The 25568-nt window shown below is 66.4% G+C and carries 18 protein-coding genes; 7 read left to right on the top strand and 11 right to left on the bottom strand.

Going from position 1 to position 25568, the window contains the following annotated elements:
* The first annotated feature begins 11 nt into the window (after nt 1-11).
* From V3B48_RS06675 to V3B48_RS06665, 3 genes are read left to right on the top strand one after another with little or no spacing between them, the layout of a single operon-like run.
* Nucleotides 12-791 carry a CvpA family protein gene (locus V3B48_RS06675; RefSeq protein WP_049400926.1) on the top strand — a complete coding sequence of 260 codons (780 nt, stop codon included), beginning with the start codon at nt 12-14 and terminating at the stop codon, nt 789-791.
* A 30-nt stretch (nt 792-821) separates the two neighbouring features.
* The gene (purF, locus tag V3B48_RS06670; RefSeq protein ID WP_032129068.1) at nt 822-2288 is read left to right on the top strand and encodes an amidophosphoribosyltransferase; all 1467 of its coding nucleotides are present in this window, start codon (nt 822-824) and stop codon (nt 2286-2288) included.
* Nucleotides 2289-2297: 9 nt separating this feature from the next.
* Nucleotides 2298-3122, top strand: coding sequence for a ferritin-like domain-containing protein (locus V3B48_RS06665; protein WP_032129069.1), 825 nt, complete (start codon nt 2298-2300; stop codon nt 3120-3122).
* A gap of 68 nt (nt 3123-3190) precedes the next feature.
* Here V3B48_RS06665 and V3B48_RS06660 read toward each other — a convergent pair whose 3' ends face one another.
* Entirely contained in the window at nt 3191-4648 is a 1458-nt protein-coding gene (locus tag V3B48_RS06660; protein WP_329893401.1) for a DUF2235 domain-containing protein, read from the bottom strand.
* A 225-nt stretch (nt 4649-4873) separates the two neighbouring features.
* On the opposite strand from V3B48_RS06660, the gene V3B48_RS06655 reads away from it, so the two are divergent.
* Nucleotides 4874-6127 (top strand): zinc-dependent metalloprotease, encoded by a 1254-nt coding sequence (locus tag V3B48_RS06655; RefSeq protein ID WP_049400924.1) that lies wholly within the window; start codon nt 4874-4876, stop codon nt 6125-6127.
* Between the two features lie 87 nt (nt 6128-6214).
* On the opposite strand, the gene lpxH is transcribed toward V3B48_RS06655, so the two are convergent.
* From lpxH to V3B48_RS06605, 10 genes are all read right to left on the bottom strand, one after another.
* Nucleotides 6215-6961: a UDP-2,3-diacylglucosamine diphosphatase gene (gene lpxH, locus V3B48_RS06650; protein WP_253143531.1), complete on the bottom strand. Its 747-nt coding sequence runs from the start codon at nt 6959-6961 to the stop codon at nt 6215-6217.
* Nucleotides 6962-7028: 67 nt separating this feature from the next.
* Nucleotides 7029-7568 (bottom strand): phosphatase PAP2 family protein, encoded by a 540-nt coding sequence (locus tag V3B48_RS06645; RefSeq protein WP_049400923.1) that lies wholly within the window; start codon nt 7566-7568, stop codon nt 7029-7031.
* Nucleotides 7549-8694: a glycosyltransferase family 1 protein gene (locus V3B48_RS06640; protein WP_032129074.1), complete on the bottom strand. Its 1146-nt coding sequence runs from the start codon at nt 8692-8694 to the stop codon at nt 7549-7551. The genes V3B48_RS06645 and V3B48_RS06640 overlap by 20 nt, the downstream gene beginning before the upstream one ends.
* 145 nt (nt 8695-8839) lie before the next feature.
* On the bottom strand, nt 8840-11764 hold the full coding sequence (locus tag V3B48_RS06635) for a TonB-dependent receptor (RefSeq protein ID WP_329893400.1): 2925 nt from the start codon (nt 11762-11764) through the stop codon (nt 8840-8842).
* A 337-nt stretch (nt 11765-12101) separates the two neighbouring features.
* On the bottom strand, nt 12102-15071 hold the full coding sequence (locus V3B48_RS06630) for a TonB-dependent receptor (protein ID WP_329893399.1): 2970 nt from the start codon (nt 15069-15071) through the stop codon (nt 12102-12104).
* A gap of 306 nt (nt 15072-15377) precedes the next feature.
* A complete protein-coding gene (gene ppx, locus V3B48_RS06625; protein WP_010483920.1) occupies nt 15378-16904 on the bottom strand; it encodes an exopolyphosphatase in 1527 nt (508 codons plus the stop codon).
* A 356-nt stretch (nt 16905-17260) separates the two neighbouring features.
* Nucleotides 17261-19348, bottom strand: coding sequence for a polyphosphate kinase 1 (gene ppk1, locus V3B48_RS06620; RefSeq protein ID WP_049400920.1), 2088 nt, complete (start codon nt 19346-19348; stop codon nt 17261-17263).
* 4 nt (nt 19349-19352) lie between these two features.
* The gene (gene phoR, locus V3B48_RS06615; protein ID WP_032129078.1) at nt 19353-20684 is read right to left on the bottom strand and encodes a phosphate regulon sensor histidine kinase PhoR; all 1332 of its coding nucleotides are present in this window, start codon (nt 20682-20684) and stop codon (nt 19353-19355) included.
* Between the two features lie 106 nt (nt 20685-20790).
* Nucleotides 20791-21480, bottom strand: coding sequence for a phosphate regulon transcriptional regulator PhoB (gene phoB, locus V3B48_RS06610; protein ID WP_005408258.1), 690 nt, complete (start codon nt 21478-21480; stop codon nt 20791-20793).
* Between the two features lie 116 nt (nt 21481-21596).
* Nucleotides 21597-23297: a M48 family metalloprotease gene (locus tag V3B48_RS06605; protein ID WP_329893398.1), complete on the bottom strand. Its 1701-nt coding sequence runs from the start codon at nt 23295-23297 to the stop codon at nt 21597-21599.
* Between the two features lie 88 nt (nt 23298-23385).
* On the opposite strand from V3B48_RS06605, the gene grxC reads away from it, so the two are divergent.
* The 3 genes from grxC to V3B48_RS06590 all read left to right on the top strand — a co-directional run bounded on the left by grxC (nt 23386) and on the right by V3B48_RS06590 (nt 25450).
* Nucleotides 23386-23676 (top strand): glutaredoxin 3, encoded by a 291-nt coding sequence (grxC, locus tag V3B48_RS06600; protein WP_049400919.1) that lies wholly within the window; start codon nt 23386-23388, stop codon nt 23674-23676.
* Entirely contained in the window at nt 23673-24065 is a 393-nt protein-coding gene (locus V3B48_RS06595; protein ID WP_329893397.1) for a carboxymuconolactone decarboxylase family protein, read from the top strand. Before grxC ends, V3B48_RS06595 begins: the two co-directional genes overlap by 4 nt.
* Before the next feature lie 380 nt (nt 24066-24445).
* The gene (locus V3B48_RS06590; protein ID WP_032129081.1) at nt 24446-25450 is read left to right on the top strand and encodes an isocitrate dehydrogenase; all 1005 of its coding nucleotides are present in this window, start codon (nt 24446-24448) and stop codon (nt 25448-25450) included.
* Nucleotides 25451-25568 lie beyond the last annotated feature (118 nt).

Raw genomic sequence — 25568 nt, 5'->3', positions numbered from 1 at the left:
AGCGGGGCGCCATGATCGACGTGGTGCTGCTGATCGTGATCGCCGCCTCGACCCTGCTGGGGATGCTGCGCGGCTTCGTCGGAATCGTCATCGGCACCCTGTCGTGGCTGCTGGCCGCGTGGGCGGCCTTCGCCTTCGGTAATGACGCGGCCCACTGGTGGGCCGCGCCGGCGGCCCCCGGAGGCGAGCACTTCGTCGGTGGCTACCTGGGGGTCGGCATCGGCGTGATGATCGTGGTCGCGGTGATCGGCATGGTCATCAAGGCCCTGGTCCACCGCAGCATGCTGACCAGCCTGGACCGCCTGCTGGGCGGGGTGCTGGGCGCGGTGCGAGGCGGCCTGATCGCCGCGGTCCTGCTGCTGCTGGGCAGCTTCACCCCGCTGACCGCCGAACCCTCCTGGCAGCGCTCGGCGGTGCGTCCGTTGCTGAACCCGACCGTGGCCTGGATGAACAGCAAACTGCCGCACTGGGAGGTTCCCGGGGCCGATCTGCTGCCCAAGGCCTTGCCGACCGACGCGCTGTCCCCATCTGCATTGATGGAGTTGGGCAAGAACGCAGGCGCCGGGTTGGGAAAGCCGGGCGCGGCAGGCGATAATGGCATCCTCAACCAGGTAGTGGCAGGCAGCGGATGGCTGCGGCCTGCGAAAGCGGAACAGGGCGATTCCTACGATCCGGCCGAAGTGCGCCCGGACGCTCCTGCACTGCCGGACAGTATCGAGCCGGGCGATCCGGCCAACGTCGACCGCGCGCGCGGCGACCACCGCGGCCAGGTACGGCCACCTTCCTTGTAACTGGGCACAGCCCAGCGGAGACCTCGCACCATGTGTGGCATCGTCGGAATCGTCGGCAACCAGAACGTCGCCGGGCAGTTGTATGACGGCTTGACCGTTCTCCAGCACCGTGGCCAGGATGCGGCGGGCATCGCCACCGCCAGCGGCAGCCGCCTGCGCGTGCAGAAGGCCACCGGCCTGGTCCGCGATGTGTTCGATGCCCGCACCATGTCCACCCTGGAAGGCAGCGTCGGCATCGCCCATGTGCGCTACCCGACCGCCGGTTCGGAAGGCATGGACGAGGCACAGCCCTTCTACGTCAATTCGCCGTACGGCATCGCGCTGGCCCACAACGGCAACCTGATCAACACCGAAGCGCTGCGCCAGCAGGTGTTCGAACAGGACCGCCGCAACGTCAACACCGATTCGGACAGCGAAGTGCTGCTGAACGTGTTCGCCTATGAACTGGAGCAGCAGCGCCAGCTCAGCCCGGAAGCCGCGATCCGCGCGGTGGCCGGCGTGCACCGCCGCTGCAAGGGCGGCTATGCGGTGGTCAGCGTGGTGCTGGGCCTGGGCCTGGTCGCCTTCCGCGATCCGCATGGCATCCGGCCGCTGGTACTGGGCAAGCGCAGCCACGCCGAAGGTGACGAGTACATCGTCGCCTCCGAGTCGGCCGCGCTGGACGTGCTGGGCTTCCAGCGCGTGCGCGACGTGCAGCCGGGCGAAGCGCTGGTGATCACCGCGCGTGGCGAGCTGTTCTCGGAAATCTGCGCCGAGCCGGCCGAGCACACCCCGTGCATCTTCGAATACGTGTACTTCGCGCGCCCGGATTCGATGATCGACAACGTCTCGGTGCACAAGGCGCGCATGCGCATGGGCATCAAGCTGGGCGAGAAGATCCTGCGCCTGCGCCCGGACCACGACATCGACACCATCATCCCGATCCCGGATACCTCGCGCGATGCCGCGCTGGAGATCTCCAACGTGCTCGGGGTGAAGTACCGCGAAGGCTTCATCAAGAACCGCTACATCGGCCGCACCTTCATCATGCCGGGCCAGGGCGAACGCGTGAAGTCGGTGCGCCGCAAGCTCAACCCGATCCACCTGGAGTTCCGCAACCGCGTGGTGCTGCTGGTGGACGACTCGATCGTGCGCGGCACCACCAGCCAGCAGATCGTGCAGATGGCCCGTGATGCGGGCGCGCGCAAGGTCTACCTGGCCAGCGCGGCACCGCCGGTGCGCTACCCGAACATCTACGGCATCGACATGCCGGCGGCCGAAGAGCTGGTCGCGCACAACCGCACCGTGGAAGAGATCGAAGCCCACCTGGGCTGCGACTGGCTGATCTACCAGGACCTGGAAGACATGGAAGCGGCGGTGAGCGAGGGCAACCCGGCGCTGCGCAACTTCGATTCGTCCTGCTTCAACGGCCACTACCCGACGGGTATCGAGCCGGGCTACTTCGAGCGCATCCAGCAGCTGCGTTCGGACGACGCCAAGCACAAGCGCCGCGCCTGAGGTCCAGGCGTGGTCGATGTACCCGACGTTGGTGGCGACCTGCTGCGCGCTGCGCAGCAGTGCCTGGCCGAAGCCGACCCGCTGCGCAAGGTGGCGCTGACCCAGGCCTATGCCGCCGCGTTCCGTGCTGGCCGCCTGAAGGTGGCGGCCGATGCACCGCCGCCGGAGCCGATCCGCATGCCCGGCCGGCCGCCGCAGCTGGTGCTGGTGCATCCGCGTGAAGTGCCGCGGCGTGGACTGGGCGGTGTGGAAGGGCGTGCCGCCTTCATCCACGCCATCGCCCATATCGAACTCAACGCGATCGACCTGGCCTGGGATGCGGTATACCGCTTCCGTGGCCTGCCGCCGGCGTTCCATGCCGACTGGGTCAGCTGTGCCGACGACGAATCGCGGCACTTCATGCTGCTGCGCGAACGCCTGCAGGTGCATGGCCACGACTATGCCGATTTCCCAGCGCACAACGGCCTGTGGGAAATGTGCGAAAAGACCGCCCATGACGGCCTGGCACGCATGGCGCTGGTGCCGCGCGTGCTGGAAGCGCGCGGCCTGGACGTAACGCCCGGCATGATCGGGAAGCTGCGCAATGTCGGCGATGGCGAAACCGCCGATGTGCTGGAAGTGATCCTGCGCGAGGAAGTGGCGCACGTCGCTGCCGGTTCGCGCTGGTATCGCTGGTACTGCGACCGCGCCGCTGTCGAGCCGCGTGCGCGCTTCAAGGAACTGCTGGTGGAGTACGCCGGCGGCTACCTGCATGGGCCATTCAACATCGAAGCGCGCCTGCTGGCCGGGTTCGATGCGGATGAGCTGGCCAACCTGGTTGAACAGGCCGGTTGAAGAAAAGGGGACGGAGGGGATTAAGTCGTTTGTGCCACAAACGACTTAATCCCCTCCGTCCCCTTTTTTCATGCGTTCGGCAACACCAAGCGCTTGCCATCCATCGTTGGCCGGTTGATGTAGAACAGGCCGGGACCCGGCCGGTACGGCAGTTCGCTGACGCCGGCATCGGCGGTGTAGGTCAGTGCGGTGTCGCCCAGTGCATCGAAGTTCCAGTGCGCCGACTGCATCAGGTAACGCCGTCGCAGCAGCGCCTCCTGTGTCTGCGTCAGCGGCTGTCCGGCCACCAGTCGGCGTGCAATCGGCTGCAGGGCGGACGGCAGCTCCCAGCCGGGAACTCCAGCGGCATTGGCGGTCCATTGCACGCCAGCATCGATGGCCTGCTGCTGCATCACCTGCAGTGCGATCAGCTGGTAACGCCAGTCGATGCGCCGACGCAGCACCACCGCGGCGGTCACATACAGCACCGGCGACAACAGCACGCTGCGGCTGCCGGCGCGACGCTGCTGCTGCCACTGGTGCCAGACATCCACCCAGATCTCCTTTTCACCCACGCCCAGCTGCTGCCGCCAGCGTTCGGCGTCGGCCTGCGTTTCGGCGTAGGCCGTGGTGGCCTGCAGCAACGCCAGTGGAGGGACCTGGTAGTCGGAAACCGGTGGGCGACGCAGCTGCTGCCGGCGTGGACGGCTGAGCAGCTTGGGCCCTTCTTCCAACTGGTTGTAGCCACCGCCGATGTTGGCGTGCACGCCGGGCAGGGCGATCTCGGTGAACGTTGGCGCGACGCTGGTCAATGGATAGTGTTGGCGATGCTCGTCACGCGCGGCCAGTTGCACGACGTGTGCCGCGATGCCACTGCGCAGGGCGAGCTGCGGGTGTTCATCGGCGCGGCCACCATTGACTGCAACCACGGTGTCGAACAGTCCGATGAAGCGCAGCACCGGCGTGACGGCGGCGAAGTCCGCAGTGCAGGGCAGGCCGGCGCCCTGCAGCAGCTGGCGCCAGCGCGCGCTGTCCCAGGCCTGCAGCTGGTTTGCGATATCACGTACCGCGGCAGCACCGCGCGAATAGCCGAACAGATCCAGCTGCACGCCACGCAGCGGTCGCTGCCAGCGCGCGGACAGCTCGGCCAGTGCCGCCGGCAGCAGCACCTGCAGCGCGCGCTGCACTTTCGCGCGAACGCCACTGGCACCGATGCCGAAGGCCAGTCCGATCAGATCGTCATCGGCATCATCGCGGGTCCCCACGCCCTCGACATAGATCGACAGCGAAGGCGCGGCCATCGCATCGCGGCGGCTGTCCGGATACAGCTGCTGCAGGCGCGCGATGTTGGTCAGGCCGTTGTCGTAGCTGCTGGTCAGCCGGCTCTGGTAGGTCGAATCATCATCCGCGCGCAGCTGCGCCGGGCGTGGCTGCGGAACCTGTGGGCGACCGCGTGCCAGGTTGTGTGCGTTGTTGCGGGTGCCATCGAAGAACAGGCCGATCCGCAGCAAGCCGACATCTTCGTCCGTGTCCTGCGATGGTGCCATGTGCATTCCCCGTCGTGGCTGCGTCACGGTAGCGCGAAAGCGGTGTATTGGCGAAGTGTAGTGACGCTTTTGACCTTACTTAACGCAGATGCGGTCGATCACAGTTCCTGATTTTCATTCCCATCTTCTATTGAATTCACACGACCCGCGCAGGCCAGATGGCCAGACCCGGTAGACCCGGGCGTGCTGCATCAACGCTGTTCACATCATTCAAGGAGCGACGCAATGTTGTCCAGATCGATTGGCAAAGCGGCAGGTGGCCTGGTGTTGGGTTTGTCGGTGGCAGCGGCCGCGCATGCGGCACCGTTGTTCGAGCCGGTGACGGTCATCAGCCGCGCATCGGCAAACAGCGAGCCCGCGCTGGGCAAGCTGCTGGCCACCCCGTCCACCGCGACGGTACAGGAAGTGCGTGTCGACGCTGCTGCCACTGCGCAGCCGCAGCTGGAGTTCGAACTGCTTGGCCAGCGCGTGCAGGCGGTGCGCAGCAAGGTGGAAGCCCTGCCCGATGGCGGCAGCATCTGGTACGGCCAGTTGCGCTCGCCGTCCGATCGGCTGACTGCCGCCACTTCGAATGGCCAGGATGATCCCGGTAATTCAGTGATCCTGGTGCGTTCGGGCAACACCCTCACCGGTTCGATCCGCAAGGACGGCAAGCTGTATCGCCTGCGCCCACTGGGCAACCGCCATGTACTGGTGGAAGTGGATGAATCGCGGATGCCGGCCGATCATCCGGCCGACTACAACCAGCTGCCGAAAATCCCGATGGGCAACAATGACCGCATCGGCATCGCGCAGGCCTCGTCCGGTACCCCGGCCACCATCCGCGTGCTGGTGGTGGCAACCAATGCAGCGGTAACGGCCTATGGCGGCAACATGCAGTCGCTGGTGCAGCTGGCGGTGGCCGAATCCAACCAGGGCTACGTCAACAGCAACGTGGGCATCACCCTGCAGCTGGCCGGCTATGAAACCACCAGCTACACCGAATCCGGCAACTTCACCACCGACCTGACCCGCTTCCGCAACACCAGCGACGGCTACATGGACAGCATCCACACCAGCCGCAACAACACTGCGGCCGATGTCGGCGTGCTGCTGATCAACAACACGAGCTACTGCGGGTTGGCCTCGGGCATCGGTTCGACGGCATCGACGGCGTTCGCGGCGGTGTACTGGGATTGCGCGACCGGCTATTACTCCTTCGCGCATGAGATCGGCCACCTGCAGAGTGCGCGGCACGATATCGCCAGTGATCCCAGCACGTCGCCCTATGCCTATGGGCACGGTTATCGCTACGAGCCGTCCTCCGGTTCGCGCTGGCGCACGATCATGGCTTATGACTGCTCGGCCGGCTGCCCGCGCCTGAACTACTGGTCCAACCCGAACATCAGCTACAACGGCATCCCGATGGGCAATGCCAGCACCGCCGACAACCAGCGCGTGCTGGTCAATACCAAGGCCACCATCGCGGCCTTCCGCTGAGGCCAACCGCCGACCGAGGTCGGCGTCTACCCGGGTGCGTTCACCTGCCCTGGTAGATGCCAACCTTGGTTGGCACCCCGCGATCCATCATTCGCGCGCGAGCGTATCCAGCGACCAGCCGCCGGCATCCACGCGCAGCACCGATCCCTGTTCGTACCAGTCACCCAGCACGATGCGGTTGCAGGCGCGGCCACCGGCCTGCAGCGTGTGCACCGCCGGGCGATGGGTGTGGCCGTGGATCATGGTGTCCACGCCATGGCGCACGAAGGTGGCATCGACTTCGGCGGGTGACACGTCGGTTACCGACTCGAACTGCGCACGATCATCCTGCTTCATTTCCGACTGGCGGGCCTGGCTGGTTTCCCGGGCCTTCTGCGCGAAGGCGATGCGTGCGGCCAGCGGCTGCGACAGGAACTGCGCTTGGAACACCGGGTCGCGCGTCTGTGCACGGAACTGCTGGTAGGGGATGTCGTCCGTGCACAGCAGGTCGCCGTGCTGCAGCAGCACCGGGCGGCCGTACAGCTCGATCACGCACGGGTCAGGCAGGATGCGCAGGCCGGCACGGCGCGCATAGTCTTCGCCGAGCAGGAAGTCGCGGTTGCCGCGGATGAAGTACACCGGTACGCCGCTGTCGGAAAGTACCTTCAGCGCGTCGGCCACCGCATCGGCAGCAGGCGAGGGCGTGTCGTCGCCGATCCAGGCTTCGAACAGGTCGCCGAGGATGTACAGCGCATCGGCGCCGGGCGCCTGCTCGCGCAGGAAGCGCAGGAACAGGTCGGTGATCTCCGGACGGCTGGGGTCCAGGTGCAGGTCGGAAATGAACAACGTGGTCATGCAGGCATTCTAGGGCATCCACCGCCGGGCATGGCCCGGCGCTACCGAAGGGATCTGACCCCGGGGGCTACACCGGCAGCGGCAACCAGGCCAGGCTGGCCGATGCCAGCAGGATGGCAATGCCGGTGGCGGCCAGTACATCGGACGGGTAGTGCAGGCCCAGCACCACCCGCGACAGCGCGACGCCGAAGGTGAACGGCACCAGCAGCGGCGCCAGCCACGGGTAGTAGGCCAGCGCGACGATGGTGAACGACACCGCGTGCAGGGTGTGCCCGGAGGGGAAGCTGAACTCGTCCAGCGGCGCCACCCAGGCGCGGATGCGCAGATCGGCCGCATACGGGCGGGGACGCCGGGTCCAGCGCTTGAGGCCTTTGTAGAGCAGCAGTGCGGCCAGGCCGGTGGCGGCCATGTGCACCGATGCACGCAGTCCGTCGAAGCCGTCCAGCGCCACCAGCGCGCCCATCAGCACGTACCAGAACACGCCATCGCCGAGCCGGCTGATGACCGAGAACAGGCGACGCACGCGGCGACGCCGGCAGTAGTGGTTGGCCCGGCGGCAGAGCCGCGCCTCGCGGCCAGCCAGCAGCTCAAGCGGCGTGGTGCGCATGGCCGCTCCTCCGCGACTGGGCCAGCTCGGCCAGCAGGGCATCGAATTCGGCAACCACCTGCTGTGGATGCAGGCGCTTCATCGCACGCGCGGCGCTGCTGCCGAATTCGCGGCGCCGTGCATCATCGGCGGCCAGCTGCACTGCTGCCTCGATGAACTGCTCATCGTTTTCCACGGCCGCACCGTTCTCGCCATCACGCAGGTATTCGCGGGCCGCACCGTAGTCGAAAGCGACGGTGGCCAGGCCGCTGGCCATGCTTTCCAGGGTCACGTTGCCAAAGGTCTCGCTGCGGCTGGGGAACAGGAACAGGTCACCGCTGGCGAAATGCCGTGCCAGGGCTTCGCCGCGCTGGATGCCGCAGAAAATGAAATCGGGGTTTTCATGTGCCAGTTTTTCGCGGGCCGGACCATCACCCACCCAGACGAAGCGGGCTTTGGGGCGGATCTGCTGCAGGCGGCGGAAGGCTTTCACCGCCAGGCCAAGGTTTTTTTCCGCAGCGATGCGGCCGACATGGATCGCGACCAGGCCGTTGCCGTCCACGCCCCATTCCTCGCGCAGCGCCGGGTCGCGCCGGCCCGGATCGAACTGCTGGCTGTCGACCGCGCGTGCCAGCAGGCGCACGCGTTCGAAGCCCTGTTCACCGAGGAACTGCTGCAGCTCGCGGGTGGGCACCAGGGTTGCATCGGCCTGGTTGTGGAACCGGCGCATCCAGCGCATCGCGGCAGCCTGCAGCCAGGCCACGCCGTAGTCGGGCAGGTACTCGTCGAAGCGGGTATGGAAACCACTGGCGACCGGAATGCCAAGGCGGCGCGCGGTGCGCAGCGCCGACCAGCCCAGCGGGCCTTCGGTGGCGATGTAGACCGCATCGGGACGCTGCTGCTGCCAGTGGCGGTTGAGCCGGATCGGTGCAGGCAGGCCGAAGCGCAGGCCGGGGTAGCGCGGCAGTGCGGCGCCCGGCACCAGCAGCGTGCCCGGTGCCGAGTCCAGTGCTTCGCTGGTCTGGCGTGGCCGGATCAGGTCGATGTCATGGCCGGAATTGCGCAGTCCCTGCTCCAGGCCCTGCACGGTGAGGGCAACGCCGTTCACTTCCGGCGGGTAGGTCTCGGTGACGATGGCATAGCGCATGTCGGGCCTCCGGGTTTCCGGCATGCTCGGGCCTGGCGATGTAGCCGATATGACCGCTTTGCGACCACGGGATGACGGTGGTCAGGTCCCTGTACGAAGCCGCGGCCCCGAAGGGCCGTGGCGGTCGTGCAGGGGGCGCGGTGGATCAGAAGCGCTGCTGGTATTTCATGTAGATGAAACGACCGATGTCGAAGCCACCGTAGTAGGAGAAGTTGGCGCTCGGCTGGCTGTACATGGCCGGTCCCTGGCGGCCGAACACATTGTTGGCACCGATCGAGACGGTCGCATCCCATGGCAGGTTGTAGCGCGCCTGCACGTCGTGGAAGGTGACCGATCCGCGACGGTTGTAGTCACGGCTGCCACTGAACCACGGCGCGCGCTGGCCCGGGTGCGAGCACTCACCCGGATACGTGGCTGCATCCAGGCAACGCTCCTTGACCGCGGAGAAATAGCGCAGGCCCCAGTTAAGGCCGAGGTTGCCACGCTCCCAGCCCAACGATGCGTTGGAGCGCACACGGAAGCCGATGCCGCCGTTGCTGGCGATGCCATTGCTGGGAATGGGCGGGGCATCCGCCTCGTTGGTGGTCCGTTCTTCCGCGGCGACCACATAGGTGGTCTTCCAGTCGGCGCTCAGCGTGCCCCAGGACGTTTCGATCTTGTGGCCGATCTCCAGGTCATAGCCTTCGGCCTGGCGGAACCCGCTGTTGCGGCTCCCATAGTTGAGCGTGTTGACGATGCCCAGTTCCGGGTCGCGGGTGAAACTGCCGCAGCGCTCGGCGATGCCCAGTTCGTAGCAGTCGCGGAGGATGTCGTTGGGATGGTCGGCGACGATGGTGTTGTCGATGCGGATCTTCCACCAGTCCAACGCAATGTTCAGTCCTTCGGCAAACGTCGGGCTCCAGACCAGGCCCAGCGTGCGGCTGGTCGAGGTTTCCGGCTTCAGGTCGGGATTGGAGCCGTTGGTGAAGGGCAGGGGCGTCTGCCCACTGCTGCCGGTGATCGGCTCGTTGCCCTGGCCGAGCTGGCGGTAGCTGTCCGCGTTGGCGATGTCGGCGGCGCAGCGTGCACGTACCTCCGGGCTGCTGGCGGCGGCGCCATAGACCGTATCGCAGGGGTCACGGAAGCCGGTGGTGAAGGTCTGCGAGCCGCCGCCGTACAGATTCGAGATGGTCGGCGCACGGAAACCCTGGGCCCAGGTGCCACGGACCAGCAGCTGGTCGATCGGCTTCCACGAGATGCCGAACTTGCTGTTGAGGGTTCCGCCGAAGGTGGTGTAGTCCGAGTAGCGCGTTGCCATGTCCAGGGTCAGCTGGCGTGCACCGGGGAGGTCGCTCAGCACCGGCACGCTCAGCTCCAGATAGGCCTCGTCGACACGGTAGCCACCGCCGGTGGGGCCCGCCGCCAGATTGGTGGTGGCGCCGGTCTGGGCCAGCGCATCGGGAATGAAGCGACCCTCCTCGCGGCGGCTCTCCACACCCAGGGCGAAGCCCAGTTCCCCGGCAGGCAGCGTGGCAAGGCCGCCACTGAGGCTGGCGAACAGGTTGCGGGTGGTGTTGCGGCCACGGGTGAGTTCCTCGGGGAACAGCCAGTCCTGCAGTTCGCCATTGCCGGTCAGGCCGTACGGGTCATCCTGGCCATACGGCACCAGTGGATTCCAGGGCTTGCAGCCGGCAATCGGTGCATCCGGTGTACCGCATTCCACCTTGCCGGTGGCCGGGTTGTAGAACGAAGGACCGGTGGAATCGGCAACGCGCTGCTTGTGCAGGTCGCCGGTGGCACGCTGCTCCAGCTCGCTGCGGTTGTACTGGTAGCCGGCTTCCCAATCGAAGTCGCGACCGGCGAACTGGAAGCTGCCTTCAAACGCTGCGACACCCTGCCAGGTGGTCAGTTCACTGGTGCTGACGCGTGGAATCTCCCAGGTGCGGCGGTTCCAGTGCACGTCGCTTGGGCGTTCATAGCCGTGGTGGCGGCCGAACGGATTGAACCAGCTGTCGGCGGACATCGGCGTGATGCCGGCCGCACCGGACTGGAACGGATAGCCGGCAATCTGGCGCGTGGTGGTGCGTCGGTTGTAGGCCAGCTGGGTGTTGAAGCGGATCTGGTCGTTCAGATCCATGCGTGCATCGACGAAGAGCGAATCGCGCTTGATCGGTGTCTGCACGTGCATCTGTTCATTGCTGTTGCTGACATCACCGGTGAACGGCGTGTTGTCACTGAGGTGGAAGCTGTCCGGCCCGCCCGGCTGGCTGCCGCGATCGAGCGAATAGCTGCAGCCACGGGCGCTGCTGCAGCCCGGGCCCTCGAAGCCGACGATGCGCCCCCACTGCCCGACCGTGGTCCAGCCATCGTCCGGATGACGATCGGTATAGGTGTAGGCGCTGAAGCCGCGGTCCTTCGCCCAAACGCCCTTTTCTTCGACATGCTCGGCGGCGACACTGATCGAAGCGCGGTCATTCGACCAGCCGGCAACCACGTCGTACTGGGTGCGGGCACCATCGCCTTCGCTGAACTGCCCGTGGTAGACGTTGGCGGTCACGCCTTGGACGTTGCGCCGGGTGATGATGTTGACCACGCCGGCCATCGCGTCGGAACCGTAGATGGCCGAGGCGCCGTCCTTCAGCACTTCCATGCGTTCCACGGCAGCGGCGGGAATGCTGGATATATCCTGGTAACCCGAAGTGGTCATGCCCAGGCGCTTGCCGTTGACCAGCACCAGGGTGCGCTGTGCACCGAGGCCGCGCATGTCCACGTAGCTGCCGCCTGCGGCCTCGCCCGCACTGAGCGGGCTGGCACGGCTCAAGGCCGGGCTGCCGGTCGCGGTCAGGTTCTGCAGGATGTCCGCAACGGAATTGAAGCCCTGCCGCTCGATGTCGGCGCGGCTGATGGTCAGCACCGGCTGCGCGGTTTCCAGGTCGACCTGGCGGATGCGCGAACCGGTGATCTCGATACGGTCCAGCGTGGTGGCTTCCGGTGCGTGCTGGGCGAATGCGGGGGCGGCCAGTGCGGTGGTGGCCGTCATCGCCAGTGCACGACGGATCGCCAACCCGAGCTCGGGAATACGGATGGTCATGGGTCTCTCTCTCAGTCTTCGAAGTCTTCGGAACACAGCCAAGCGGGGCTGCGTCAACTCCACCGCGGCGGTGGATGTTCGAACCTAGTGAAGATGGATGGGGAGACGTATGGGCAAGCGACGAAAGCGCTGCAGACGGCCGTGACGCTTCTGCACAAAGCGGAAGCAAATCAATCGATTGCTCCAACCTGTGGCATCGCGGCGGACGCAGCGCAGAGGACCGTGTCCCTGATTGAACGCATCACGGTCAATGTGGAAAGCGACAGTCTGCGCGGAGGCAGAAAAAAACCACGGCCCCGAAGGGCCGTGGTCGTCGAGCTTCAACAGCGCGGATGGATCAGAAGCGCTGCTGGTACTTCATGTACATGAAACGACCGATGTCGTAGCCACCGTAGTAGGAGAACGACGAGTTCGGCTTGCTGTACATCACCGGCGCTTCCTTGCCGAACACATTGTTCGCGCCCACCGAAACGGTGGCATCCCACGGCAGGTTGTAGCGGAACTGCACGTCGTGGAAGGTCACCGCACCGCGCTCGTTGTACGCGGTCGGCGACTTCAGCCACGGAGCCAGGAAGGTCGGATCGGAGCATTCGTCCGCATACCGCGAGGCGTTGAGGCAGCGCTCCTTCACACCGGAGTAGTAGCGTGCCGTCCAGCTGACGCCGAAGTCACCCACATCCCAGCCCAGCACCAGGTTCGAGCGCACGCGGAACGCAAGGCTGGTGGCGGTGCCGATGGTGTTGGCAACGCCGTTGATCGGCGTGATCGCTTCGCGGACATCGTTGGTGGAGCGGTAGACGTTCTTGCTCACATAGGTGCTGGTCCAGCCTGCGCTCAGCTTGCCGTAGCTGGTGTCGACGCGGTAGCTGACATCCAGGTCGTAACCTTCGGTCTCGGCAAAGCCGGCATTGCGGTTGCCGAACTTCAGGCCGGTGACGATGCCGTTGGACGGGTCACGGCTGAAGCGGCTGCAGCGCGATTCGATGCCCTGCTCGTAGCAGTCCCTCAGGATCTGGTTCGGGCTGTCACCGACGATGGTGTTGTCGATGCGGATCTTCCACCAGTCCAGTGCCACGTTGAAGTTGCTGATGAAGGTCGGGCTCCACACCAGGCCCAGCGTCTTGCTGGTCGAGGTTTCCGGAACCAGCAGCGGGTTCGAACCGGACACGAACGGCGTCGGGGTCGCATCCTGCGCCGTGGTTACCGGCGTGTTGCCCTGCTTCAGCTGGCGGAAGTTGGCGGCATCGGCGATGTCACGTGCGCATCGCGCGCGGACTTCAGCACTGCCCTTGGCCGAGCCGAACACGGTGTCGCACGGATCGCTGAACTGCGCGAAGGTTTCCGAACCACCACCGTACAGGTCGTTGATGGTCGGGGCGCGGAAGCCTTCTGCCCAGGTACCACGGACCAGCAGCTGGTCGATCGGCTTCCACTTGAAGCCGAACTTGCTGTTGAGCGTGTTGCCGAAGGTGTTGTACTTGGAATAGCGGGTGGCGGCACTGAAGCTCAGCTCACGCGCACCGGGCAGGTCGGCCAGCACCGGCACGCTGAGCTCCAGGTAGGCTTCCTTCACGTTGTAGCTGCCACCGGTCGGGCCTGCGGCCAGGTTGGTGGTGGCGCCGGTCTGGGCCAGGGCATCGGGGGTGTAGCGGCCATCTTCCTTGCGGCTTTCCACGCCGAAAGCGAAGCCCAGGTCGCCGGCCGGCAGGGTCATGATGCTGCCGGACAGGTTGGCGAACGCGTTCTTGGTGGTGGTGCGGCCGGTGGTGCGTTCCGCCGGGAACAGCCAGGCCATCAGTTCTTCATTGCCGGTCAGCCCGTTCGGATCGTTCTTGCCGTAGGGCACCAGCGGGTTCCACGGCGTGCAGCCGCTGATCACCGCGCCCGGACGGCCACACATCACCTTGCCGGTGGCCGGATCCAGGAACGACGGACCCACAGCATCGCGCACGCGCTTCTTGTGCAGGTTGCCGGTGGCGGTAGCGGTCAGCTCGTTGCGGTTGTACTGGTAGCCCACGTCCCAGTCGAAGTAGCGCTGGCCGATCTCGAAGCTGCCATCCAGCGACACTACCGCACGGTAGGTCTTCAGTTCGCTGGTGCTCACACGCGGGATTTCCCAGGTGCGGCGGTTCCAGGCCACGTCGGTTGGCTTGGCATAGCCGTGCTGGTTGCCGAACGGATTGAAGTAGCTGTCCTTGGACATCAGGCCGGTGGCGGTCGGGTCGCCCGAGATGGACACCGAGCTGGACTGCAGGGGGTAGCCTGCAATCTGGCGCTCGGCCGAACGCTTGTTGTAGCCGAATTCGGTGCGCAGGTTGACCTGGTCGGTGATCTTGAAGCGACCGTCGAAGTACACCGAATCACGCTTGAGCGGATACATGACGTGCATCTGTTCGTTGGCGTTGCTGACGTCGCCGGTGAACGGGGTCGCATCGGTCAGGTGGTAGTTGGCCGGGTTGGTCGGGTCAGCACCACGGTTGAGCGAGTAGCCGCAGCCGTCCTTGGTGTTGGTGCAGCCCGGGCCGCCCTTCAGGCCGGTGACCTGGCCCCACTGGCTCAGCGTGGTCCAGTTGGAGGCATCGTTCGGGTGGCGGTCGCTCACGCCGTACTTGCTGAACCAGCGGTCCTTGGCCCAGACGCTCTTTTCTTCGGAGTGCTCCAGTGCCAGGGTCAGCGACACGCGGTCATTGCTCCAGCCACCCACCACGTCGAAGCGGTCGCGCGCGCCGTCACCTTCGCTGTACTGGCCGTGGTAGACGTTGGCGGTCACACCGTTGACGTTGGAACGGGTGATGATGTTGACCACGCCGGCCATCGCATCGGAACCGTAGATGGCCGACGCGCCATCCTTCAGCACTTCGATGCGCTCCACCGCCGACACCGGCAGCGAGGACACGTCCTGCAGGCCCGAGGTGCTGATGCCCAGGCGCTTGCCGTTGACCAGCACCAGGGTGCGCTGCGCGCCCAGGTTGCGCATGTCGATGTAGGTGCCGCCGGTGTTTTCGCCCGAGCTCAGTGCGTTTGCACGGCTGATCGCCGGGCTGCCCATGGCGGTCACGTTCTGCAGGATGTCGGCCACCGAGCTGAAGCCCTGGCGCTCGATGTCCAACCGGCTCAGTGCCAGGACCGGCTGAGCGGTCTCCACGTCCACCTGGCGGATGCGCGAGCCAGTGATCTCGATGCGATCCAGGGTGGTCGGCGCGGCGGTGCTGCCACTCTGGGCGAACGCAGGCAGGGCGGCCAGCGTCGCAGTGGTTGCCAGGGCGTAGCGGATGGCCTGCCCCAGGGGGGTGGTACGTGAAGTCATGACGAGCTCTCTCTCTCTCAGGTCGTGCAGGGACGCCAAAAGGGGCGTCGAAGAAATCGGCCGCCCACAAGCGGACCGATGACCCGATAGTAGTCTCGTTGGTTAATGCTCTGTAAAGAGGTCGTGTCGATTTGTACCAGGCTTCATCGTCAGATTTCACGAAAGCTCAACAAAAGCAGTCGCTTAGCTGTAACGCTGAATGCGCTCCCCCGACTTGATCTGCTGCGTCGCAGCAGGTCAACCGGGGGCGCATGCGCGAACCGTAACGGTGTGTGACCTTCTTTCCCTCGCGGGAAGGCGTGAGCCTCAGGCTACGAAGGGCCGGAACTGGATGCCCAGCCCGGCGATGCCGTCGGTCTCGCCGATCAGATCGGCGCGCAGCAGTGGCCGGGCATCAATGAAGGCCTGCGGCACGATCAACGACAGGCGGTTGTCGTCGGCGGTCAGTTCCAACGCCGGCAGTGGATCGTCCTCATGGGCACGATTGAGCAGCACCGCCAGGCGCAGCAGGGCGGCCAGCCGGCGAGCGGTCAGCAGCAGGCGCTCGGGCAGGGCGTCGAAGGCGGTCTTGGTCACGCTGCGGCGATGGCTGCGCACCAGCGCGGCCAGCATCTGCTGTTCCTGCCGCGAGAAGCCGGCGATATCCGAGTGTTCCAGCACGTAGCTGCCATGCACGTGGTAGCCGCTGTGCGCGATCATCAGGCCCAGCTCGTGCAGGCGCGCGGCCCAGCCGAGCATGCGCGCGTCGTCGGCATCGAGCCGCCAGCGTTCCTGAACCTGTTCCAGCAGTGACAGCGCGGTGTCCTGCACACGGTCGGCCTGCACGGTATCGATGCCGTAGCGCTGGCTGAGCGCGGACACCGATTCATCGCGCAGGTCGTTCTCGCCAGCGCGGCCGACGATGTCGTAGAGGATGCCTTCGCGCATCGCGGCCTTGCTGACCAGCAGCTTCTGCAGGCCCAGTGCCTGGAAGGCGGCCTCCAGCACCAGGATGCCGCCGGCAATGATCGGGCGGCGGTCGCTGGACAGTCCCGGCAACTGTATGTCGTCGATCTTCTTGGCCTTCAGCAGTTCGTCGCGCAGTTGCGGCAGGGCCTCGGCGGTAATCGCGCCCTTGCTCAGCTTCATCGTCGCGCAGATCTCGCTGATCGCCTTGTGCGTGCCCGAAGAACCCAGCGCTTCCTGCCAGCCCAGCGCGCGGTACTTGCTGGCGAAGGGCTGGAACTCGCGACCGATCTCGGCCAGCGCGTCCTTCCAGCGCTTCTTGCTCAGCTTGCCGCCGGGGAAGAAACGCCGGGTGCTGGCAATGCAGCCGGCCTGCAGGCTTTCGCGCTCCAGGGTCTGCATGCCCATGCCGATGATGAATTCGGTGGAGCCGCCGCCGATGTCGATGACCAGCCGGCGCTGGCCGGGCTTGGGCGGTTGTGCATGGGCCACGCCCAGGTAGATCAAGCGCGCTTCTTCGCGGCCGCTGACCACTTCGATGGCGTGCCCGAGCGCGGTTTCGGCGGGAACCAGGAACGACTGCGGTGAACGCAGCTGGCGCACGGTGTTGGTGGCCAGTGCGCGCACCCGGTGCGGCGGTACATTGCGGATGCGCTGGCCGAAGCGGGCCAGGCATTCCAGCGCGCGCTGCCGGGCAGCGGAGGAGAGTCCCCCTTTGCCATCCAGGCCGTCGGCCATGCGCACCGTCTCGCGCAGGCGGTCGATTACCCGCAGCTGGCCGAGCGTGTAGCGCGCGATGACCATGTGGAAACTATTGGAGCCAAGGTCGATGGCGGCCAGCAGGTCGCCATCCTGCAATGCGGGCGGAGTCGTGGTGGTGTGCGGCATGGACGAATGTTAGCCGAAGGGGCGGTGTGCTCGTCACCGCGCGGCCTTCACATTTTGGAAGAGGGGAGTGCGGCTGGGCTGCGCCCTGCACCTGCCGAAGCAACAGCAATAGCAACAGCGGGCTATCCGTGGGATGGCGGGGTAGGTCCGGTCGAGGGGGACGCTGCAAGTACGTCCATGTAAGCTCGGTCGCCGCATCCATGCGGCTCACGCCCCCTCAACCGGACCCACCCCGCCTTCGACAGATTTCTGCGATCTGATGGTGGGTGCCGACCGTTGGTCGGCACTGATCCTATCCAGCCCCAAATCGGTGCCTACCGCTCCTGGTAGGTGTCGACCTTGGTCGACACACCGGGTTACAGACCCTGCATCAGTGCCATCTGCGCAGAATGCGGTGCCTCGTCGTGGGCGGGCGCACGCTTGTGGTAGATGCCGTCGGCATCCAGTTCCCAGGCATTGAGGTTGTCGTCCAGGTAGTTCTGCAGGACCTCGCGGTAGACCCGCTTGGCCAGCTCCGGATCGAGGATCGGGAAGCAGGTCTCGACCCGGCGCAGCAGGTTGCGTTCCAGCCAGTCGGCGCTGGCGCAGTACATCTCCGGTGCGCCGTCGTTGCCGAACCAGTAGACGCGGCTGTGCTCCAGGAAGCGGCCGACGATCGAGCGCACGCGGATGTTGTCCGAGATGCCCGGCACACCCGGGCGCAGGGTGCAGGCGCCGCGGATGATCAGGTCGATCTGCACGCCGGCCTGCGAGGCGGCGTACAGCGCGCGCACCACCTGCGGTTCGTTCAGGGCGTTCATCTTGGCGATGATCCGCGCCGGGCGACCCGCGGCGGCGATGCGCGTCTCGCGCTCGATGCGGCCGAGGATGCCGGTGTGCAGGGTGAAGGGCGACTGCAGCAGGCGCTTGAGCTTCATCTTCGAGGCCAGCCCGGACAGCTGCTGGAACAGCAGGTGCACATCGTTGCCGATGTCCGCATCGGCGGTGATCAGGCTGATGTCGGTGTACGCACGGGCGGTACCGCTGTGATAGTTGCCGGTACCCAGGTGCACGTAACGGCGCAGCTTGCGGCCCTCGCGGCGCACGATCAGCAGCATCTTGGCGTGGGTCTTGTAGCCGACCACGCCATACACCACCTGCACGCCGGCCTCCTGCAGGCGATCAGCCAGGCCGAGGTTGGCTTCCTCGTCGAAGCGGGCGCGCAGTTCGACCACCACGGTCACGTCCTTGCCGTTGCGTGCGGCCTGGATCAGTGCATCGACAATCAGCGAATCCTTGCCGGTGCGGTACAGGGTCTGCTTGATCGCCAGCACGTTGGGATCGACCGCCGCCTGCCGGATCAGGTCCAGCACGGCGGTGAAGGCATCGAACGGGTGATGCAGCAGCAGGTCGTGGCGCGCCACTGTCTCGAAGATGCCGTCGCTGTCGCGCAGCGTGCGCGGGGTCATCGGCGGGTACTTCAGGTCTGGCTGTGCGATCAGGTCGTACAGCTGGATGATGCGGTTGAGGTTGACCGGGCCGTCGATGCGGTACACCGCGTTCTCGGTCAGGCCGAAGTTCTGCAGCAGGGTGCGCACGATGTCGCGCGGCATGTCCTGCGCGATTTCCAGGCGCACTGCCGGCCGGTAGCCGCGGTCGACCAGTTCGTCGCGCAGTGCCAGCGCCAGGTTCTCCACTTCCTCCTCGTCCACCACCAGCTCGGAGTTGCGGGTAACGCGGAACTGGTAGGCACCCTGGACTTCCATGCCCGGGAACAGTTCATCGACGAACGTGGACAGCACCGAGGACAGGAACACGAAGTTCTGCGGACCGCCGAGTTTTTCCGGCAGCTGGATGATGCGCGGCAGCGAGCGCGGCGCACGCACGATGGCCAGGTGGCCGGCGCGGCCGAACGCGTCGGTGCCCTTCAGCACCACCACGATGTTCAGCGACTTGTTGAGGATCTTCGGGAACGGGTGCACCGGGTCCAGGCCCAGCGGCGACAGCACCGGCATGATCTCGTTGCGGAAGTACGCACGCAGCCAGCGCTTCTGGCGATCGGTCCAGGAATGGCGGCCGAGCACGCCGATGCCGGCCTCCATCAGCGCCGGGCGCAGCGTCTCGTTCCAGCAGCGGTACTGCTGGTCCACCAGTTCCGCGGCGCGGTCATGGATGGCGTTGAGGATGGCCTGCGGGCTCATCCCGTCCGGCGCCGGCGGCAGGCCGAATTCCTGCGCGTGGCGTACGGCAGCGGCGCGGATCTCGAAGAACTCGTCGAGGTTGGTGCAGGAGATGCACATGAAGCGCAGGCGCTCCAGCAGCGGCACCTGCGGGTCCATCGCCTGGGCCAGCACGCGGAAGTTGAAATCCAGCTGCGACAGCTCGCGGTTGATGTACAGCGCCGGGTCGCGCAACGGATCGTTGTCCGGGCTCACGGGGAGGGGGAGGGATCCGAGGCTGCTCATGGCGTCATTCTTCGATGGAGGTCAGGGGGGCGGACTCGCGCGGGCGCACGTGGTCGGCATCGAAATGGCAGGAGAACACCGAGCCCTTGCCGACCTCGCTTTCAATCTCCAGCCGTGCGTGGTGCAGGCCGAGGATGTGCTTGACGATGGACAGGCCCAAGCCGGTACCGCCGCTTTCGCGGGAGCGGCTGCTGGAGACACGGTAAAAACGTTCGGTCAGGCGCGGCAGGTGGGAGGCCGGGATGCCATAGCCGGAATCGCGCACCGCCAGCACGGCACCGTCGCCTTCGCGGCGGAACTCCACGGCGATGCGGCCACCGGCCGGCGTATAGCGCACCGCATTGGTGACCAGGTTGGAGAAGGCGCTGTGCAGTTCCTTGGTCGAGCCCTGCAGGTCAACGCCGGCCAGGTCGTCGATGCTGATCTGGTGGCGGCCCTGGCTGTGCGCTTCGGCTTCGCGGCGCAGCGTCGCCAGCATCGGCTGCATGGCCACGGTCTCTTCCTCGCTGTGTTCCTGCGATTCGAGGCGCGACAGGGTCAGCAGGTCTTCCACCAGCTGGGCCATGCGCTGGCTCTGCTTGCGCATTTCTTCCAGCATCGGTCCGGTTCCCGGGAAATCCTCCGGGTCCATCATGTCCAGATAGCCGTGCACCACGGTGAGCGGCGTGCGCAGTTCGTGTGAAACGTTGGCCACGAAATCGCGGCGCACCTGTTCCAGGCGCAGCAGCTTGCTGACGTCGCGGGCGATCAGCAGCCAGTAATCCGACGAATAGGGAATCAGGCGCAGGTTCAGGCGGATCGCCGGATCGACCGGCGAAGGCACGTCGAGGATCGGCTCGGCATTGCGGCCGCCGGCCAGCCAGTGCGCCAGCGGCATCGGCTGCAGGCGTTCGACCAGGGCTTCGCCGAGGTCGCCGGGGTGATGCAGGCCGAGCAGGGCGGTGGCCGCTTCGTTGAACCACTGCACGCGCTGGCTGTTGCGGTCCAGCACCACCACCGCATCGGGCAATGCGGCGGCCGCAGCGCGATAGCTGCGCAGCATGTCCAGCAGGCGGCGCTTGCGCACGCGCATTTCCACCTGGTTGCGGTACAGCAGGCGGTCCAGCTCGTTCCAGACGCCGGTGCCTTCTTCGGCGGTATCCCAGCGCTGGCGCGCGGTCAGGCGCCGCAGCACGCTGCGCAGGCGCCAGTAATGCCATGCCAGCGTGGCCAGCGCGCCCAACGCGATGCACAACCACAGATGGCCCGTGAACCACCCCACCAGTCCGGCGAACAGCAGTACCGCGGCAACGGTGGCCAGGGTCTTCAACCAGGCAGAGCGGATGTGGCGGGGCATTGCGATCTCGTCGTTGAGGTGCGGCGGTTCACTGGGGTGAACCGAGGGTTATAGCAGAGTTGCCGGCGCCGGCACCCGCAGGTGCGTGGCGCCGGCACGACGAGGCTCAGGTAGCAGTGGAGAAGCGGTAGCCGGCGCCGCGCACGGTCTGCACCATGTTTTCGGCATTGAACGGTTCCAGCGTCTTGCGCAGGCGGCGGATGTGCACGTCGATGGTGCGCTCCTCCACGTACACGCTGCCGCCCCACACATGGTCCAGCAGCTGGGCGCGGGTATAGACGCGCTCCGGGTGGGTCATGAAGAAGTGCAGCAGGCGGTATTCGGTCGGGCCGATCGGCACCGGCTGGTCGTTGGCGAACACGCGATGGGCGGCGCCGTCGATGCGGATCGGGCCGACCGCCACACTGCCGTCCTCGTCGTCCTCGCGGGCGCGGCGCATCACCGCACGGATGCGGGCCAGCAGTTCGCGCGCCGAGAACGGCTTGACCACATAGTCGTCGACGCCGGCTTCAAGGCCACCCACGCGGTCGTTTTCTTCGCCGCGGGCGGTCAGCATGATGATCGGCACTTCGCGGGTCAGGGTTTCCTTGCGCCAGCGCCGGGCCAGGTCCAGGCCGCTGGTGCCGGGCAGCATCCAGTCCAGCAGGATCAGGTCGGGGACGCGGTCGGCGATGGCGGTCTGGGCCTCACGGGCGTCGCCGGCGTGGACCGGTTCGTAATCGCCCTTGCGCAGGGCGAAGGCGACCATTTCACGGATCGCGGGCTCGTCATCGACGATCAGGATGCGTTTCTGCACGAGGACACCGTAGGGCTCGGTTACTGGAGTGGTGCCAGTAGACTACGGTTTGATGACATGTTTGTGACTACCTGACCGGAACCGTTCGGGATTGCCATCGGCCGGTCATGCAGCGCTCAGCGGCGGTCCAGGTCCGGGTCCTGCACGCCCTGCCGGCGCAGCTCCAGCACGGTGGGGGTGATCGCCTCGATGCGCGCATCCACCCGTGCCCGGCCTACGTAGTCCAGCGCCGGATTGCGCTTGAGCGCCTGCAGCTGCATCAGCGACTGTTCCGGCCGGCCGCTGAGGAAGGCTGTCTCGGCGTAGGCCTCGCTGGCACGCACGCTGTCGCCGGCCAACTCGCTGGCGCGGGCGTACCGCTGCTGGAAGACCGGATCGTTACCGCTTTGCGACAGCAGGGGCCGCAGCATGGCCTGCGCGCGCTGGCCCGCCTCGCGGCTGCCCTGTTCGTTCAGGATCTCGGCATAGGTCAGCGCCACCGGACGGCTGTTGGGGTGCTGACGCAGCAACTGCTCGAAGCGGCTGTTGGCCTGGGCGGTCTGGCCTGCACGCGATTCGGCCTCGCCCAGCCCCAGAGCCAGCCACAGGTTGTCCGGGCGGGTCTGCAGCAGGCCTGCCAGGGTCTGCCGGGCCTGGGTGGCGCCGGCGCGACCGCTGCGCATCACCGCCAGCGCCTGGCCATAGCGCTGGGCATCGTTGAGGCCGTCCTTCTGACGCTTGGCCAGATCGGCATACTCGCGTTCCAGCTCGGGGGTGGAATCCGCGCTGAGCACGCGCAGGCGCTCGCGGGCCCAGTCGAAGTCGCCACTGGCGCCGCGGCTGAGCTGGCCCATCGGGATGCGCAGCACGCTGCTGGGCAGCAGCGGGTTGGTTCCGCGCAACAGGGGTTCGGCCAGGCTGGGATCGGCCGGGTCCACGCGCTCCCTGCGCTCGCCGCTGGGGGTGCTGGTGGTCAGCAGCACCGTGTCCTTCTTCATCTGGTCGGCGCGGGCCTTCGCCTCGCTGATGCGGGTGATGTTGACCGGATGGGTGCGCAGGAACTCGGGCACGCTGTAGCCACCCTCGTTGCCGCGCATCGCCGATGCCATCCGCTCGAAGAAGCCGGCCATGGCGTCCACGTCGTAACCGCTGCGCGACAGGGTACGGATGCCGAGGCGATCGGCCTCGGACTCGTTGGACCGGGTGTAGTTGATCTGGCGCTGCTGCATCAGGCCCATGCCCGAGCTGATCGCGGCCATCGTCGCGTTGCCGGACGACGTGCTGTTGCTGGCCTGTGCGGCCACCACCGCCGCCAGCATGCCGAGCAGGATCGGGATCTGGTCGCGCTGGGCACGCTCGACCCCGCGCAGCACGTGCTGCTGGGTGACGTGCGCGATTTCGTGCGACAGCACCGCAGCCACCTCGTCTTCGCGCTCGGCGGTCAGCACCAGGCCGGCATTGACCCCGATGTAGCCGCCCAGCGTGGCGAAGGCGTTGATCTGGCGGTCCTTCATCACGAAGAAGGTGTACGGCTGGCGAGGCTGGTCGCTGTTGGAGCCGAGCCGGGTACCCATGGTCTGCAGCCAGTCGTTGACCAGCGGGTCATCCAGCAGGTAGCCGTAGTTGCGCAGCTCGCGCAGCATCATCGCGCCGTACTCGGCCTGGCGGGCCGGGGTCAGCAGCTCGCCGGCCGAGGAGCCGATGTCGGGCAGCTTCTCCTGGGCCTGGGCGAGCGGCATGGCCAGGGCCAGGGTGACGGCGGTAGTCAGCAGCAGGGCTCGCAAGCAGTGGGTCCTCGGGCAGGGCGCGCCAAGCGTGGCAGGGTGGGGGGCAACCATTCGTTAATCCACAGTGTTGCGGCCGTGGCGTGGAAATTCCAGCGCACCGGTACCATATGTAGACCGTCGATCCATCGTGGAGTTTCCCGTGACAGCCCAGACCGCCGGCGGTGCCCCCGCCATCACCATCTATTCCACCGCCGTCTGCCCGTACTGCGTGGCCGCCAAGAACTTCCTGAAGAGCAAGGGCCAGCAGTGGACCGAGGTCCGCATCGACCTGGACCCGGTCGAGCGCGAGAAGATGATGGCACTGACCCGCCGTACCAGCGTGCCGCAGATCTTCGTCGGCGACGTCCACGTGGGCGGCTACGACGACATGATGGCCCTGCACCGTGAAGGCAAGCTCGAGCCGCTGCTGGCCGGGCAGGGCCAGGCATGAGCGCGGCCGACGACGGCAGCAAGGACCGCATCGCCGAGTTCACCGACTTCCGCAAGCGCATGAACGAGCGGATCCTGGGCGAGCCGAACCAGGTGGTGCGCCGCTTCTTCGCGCTGGACACGCAGACCTACCAGGCCGGCGCGCTGGATGTGAAGACCAAGGAACTGCTGGGCCTGGTGGCCTCGATGGTGCTGCGCTGCGACGACTGCATCAGCTATCACGTCGCCCAGTGCAAGGACGCCGGGGTGACCCGAGAAGAGTTCTTCGAGACCTTCTCGGTCGGCCTGCTGGTGGGCGGTTCCATCGTGATCCCGCACCTGCGCCGCGCGGTCGACTTCCTCGACCAGCTCGAAGGCGGCGCCGCCGCCCCGGAAGCGCACGCGCACTGAGGTAGCGCCGGGCCATGCCCGGCGGACACCTGAACGAACGGCCGCCGGGCGTGGCCCGGCGCTACCTGGTACGCAGGGGCCGTTCCCGCGATCCAACAGCCCAGGAGCCCCCTTGTTGTTCAAGGGGGCGCGCCGGTAGGCGGGGGGATAAGGTGGAATGCGCGGGCAAACCGCAGAGCGGTTTGCTCAAGGGGGCGCGCCGACAGGCGCGGGGATAAGGTGGGATGCGCGGGCAATTCTGCCTGAGCCGGGCACTGGGACCATGGTCTATTTGGGACCTCGGCCCCGGCTCAGGCATAATTGCCGGTGAAACTTCCTTTGCGCCGGCGTTTCCGGGCACGTCCGGACGGCGTTTTTCCCCCTGTTCGGAACATCGATCAATGACGCAGAAAATTACGGTCATCCGCGGCGACGGCATTGGCCCGGAAATCATGGACGCCACCCTGTTCGTGCTCGACCAGCTCAAGACTGGCCTGGAGTACGAAGACGCCGACGCCGGCCTGGTGGCCCTGGAAAAGCACGGCGACCTGATGCCGGCGGTGACCCTGGAATCGATCGCGCGCAACAAGGTCGCGCTGAAGAGCCCGCTGACCACCCCGGTCGGTGGTGGCTTCACCTCGATCAACGTCAGCCTGCGCCGTCACTTCGACCTGTACGCCAATGTGCGTCCGGCCCACACCTTCCCGAACACCAAGTCGCGTTTCGACAACGTCGACCTGATCACCGTGCGTGAGAACACCGAAGGCGCCTACCTGGCCGAAGGCCAGGAAGTGTCGGCCGACGGCGAGACCGCCTTCTCCGGCACCCGCATCACCCGCAAGGGCTCCGAGCGCATCGTGCGCTACGCCTTCGAGCTGGCCAAGAGCACCGGCCGCAAGAAGGTCACCGCCGTACACAAGGCCAACATCATCAAGTCGACCTCGGGCCTGTTCCTGAATGTCGCCCGTGAAGTGGCTGCGCAGTACCCGGACATCGAATTCCAGGAAATGATCGTCGACAACTGCTGCATGCAGCTGGTGATGCGTCCGGAACAGTTCGACGTGATCGTCACCACCAACCTGTTCGGCGACATCATCTCCGACCTGTGCGCCGGCCTCGTCGGCGGCCTGGGCCTGGCCCCGGGTGCCAACATCGGCAAGGACGCGGCGATCTTCGAAGCCGTGCACGGCACCGCGCCGGACATCGCTGGCCAGGGCAAGGCCAATCCGTGCGCGCTGCTGCTGGCAGCGGCGCAGATGCTGGACCATGTCGGCCAGCCGGAAAATGCCGAGCGCCTGCGCAAGGCCATCGTGGCGACCATGGAAGCCAAGGATTCGCTGACCGGCGACCTGGGCGGCACCGGCACCACCATGAGCTTTGCCCAGGCCATCGCCAGCCGCCTGTAAGCGGCGGTCGTTCCGGCTGGAGATCGTCTCGGCGATGCCCAGTCCGGGCCTGCATGCGTTGAAGACGGGCCGTCCTTGTACGGCCCGTCTGCGTTTTCAACTGCGGTTTTTCACCGAC

The sequence above is a fragment of the Stenotrophomonas sp. SMYL20 genome (genome assembly GCF_036320045.1).
Lineage (GTDB): Bacteria > Pseudomonadota > Gammaproteobacteria > Xanthomonadales > Xanthomonadaceae > Stenotrophomonas > Stenotrophomonas maltophilia_A.
Note: the sequence above shows the minus strand (reverse complement) of the source record. Positions and strands in the feature narration are given on the sequence as shown.

What these genes read in the sequence shown, in the direction of transcription:
- V3B48_RS06645 (WP_049400923.1), bottom strand. Translation starts at nt 7,568, where the DNA reads ATGCGCACCACGCCGCTTGAGCTGCTGGCTGGCCGCGAGGCGCGGCTC.
- lpxH (WP_253143531.1), bottom strand. Translation starts at nt 6,961, where the DNA reads ATGACCACGTTGTTCATTTCCGACCTGCACCTGGACCCCAGCCGTCCG.
- V3B48_RS06635 (WP_329893400.1), bottom strand. Translation starts at nt 11,764, where the DNA reads ATGACCATCCGTATTCCCGAGCTCGGGTTGGCGATCCGTCGTGCACTG.
- V3B48_RS06595 (WP_329893397.1), top strand. Translation starts at nt 23,673, where the DNA reads ATGAGCGCGGCCGACGACGGCAGCAAGGACCGCATCGCCGAGTTCACC.
- V3B48_RS06675 (WP_049400926.1), top strand. Translation starts at nt 12, where the DNA reads ATGATCGACGTGGTGCTGCTGATCGTGATCGCCGCCTCGACCCTGCTG.
- V3B48_RS06590 (WP_032129081.1), top strand. Translation starts at nt 24,446, where the DNA reads ATGACGCAGAAAATTACGGTCATCCGCGGCGACGGCATTGGCCCGGAA.
- ppx (WP_010483920.1), bottom strand. Translation starts at nt 16,904, where the DNA reads ATGCCGCACACCACCACGACTCCGCCCGCATTGCAGGATGGCGACCTG.
- V3B48_RS06655 (WP_049400924.1), top strand. Translation starts at nt 4,874, where the DNA reads ATGTTGTCCAGATCGATTGGCAAAGCGGCAGGTGGCCTGGTGTTGGGT.
- V3B48_RS06605 (WP_329893398.1), bottom strand. Translation starts at nt 23,297, where the DNA reads ATGGTTGCCCCCCACCCTGCCACGCTTGGCGCGCCCTGCCCGAGGACC.
- phoR (WP_032129078.1), bottom strand. Translation starts at nt 20,684, where the DNA reads ATGCCCCGCCACATCCGCTCTGCCTGGTTGAAGACCCTGGCCACCGTT.
- V3B48_RS06630 (WP_329893399.1), bottom strand. Translation starts at nt 15,071, where the DNA reads ATGACTTCACGTACCACCCCCCTGGGGCAGGCCATCCGCTACGCCCTG.
- V3B48_RS06640 (WP_032129074.1), bottom strand. Translation starts at nt 8,694, where the DNA reads ATGCGCTATGCCATCGTCACCGAGACCTACCCGCCGGAAGTGAACGGC.
- purF (WP_032129068.1), top strand. Translation starts at nt 822, where the DNA reads ATGTGTGGCATCGTCGGAATCGTCGGCAACCAGAACGTCGCCGGGCAG.
- ppk1 (WP_049400920.1), bottom strand. Translation starts at nt 19,348, where the DNA reads ATGAGCAGCCTCGGATCCCTCCCCCTCCCCGTGAGCCCGGACAACGAT.
- V3B48_RS06660 (WP_329893401.1), bottom strand. Translation starts at nt 4,648, where the DNA reads ATGGCACCATCGCAGGACACGGACGAAGATGTCGGCTTGCTGCGGATC.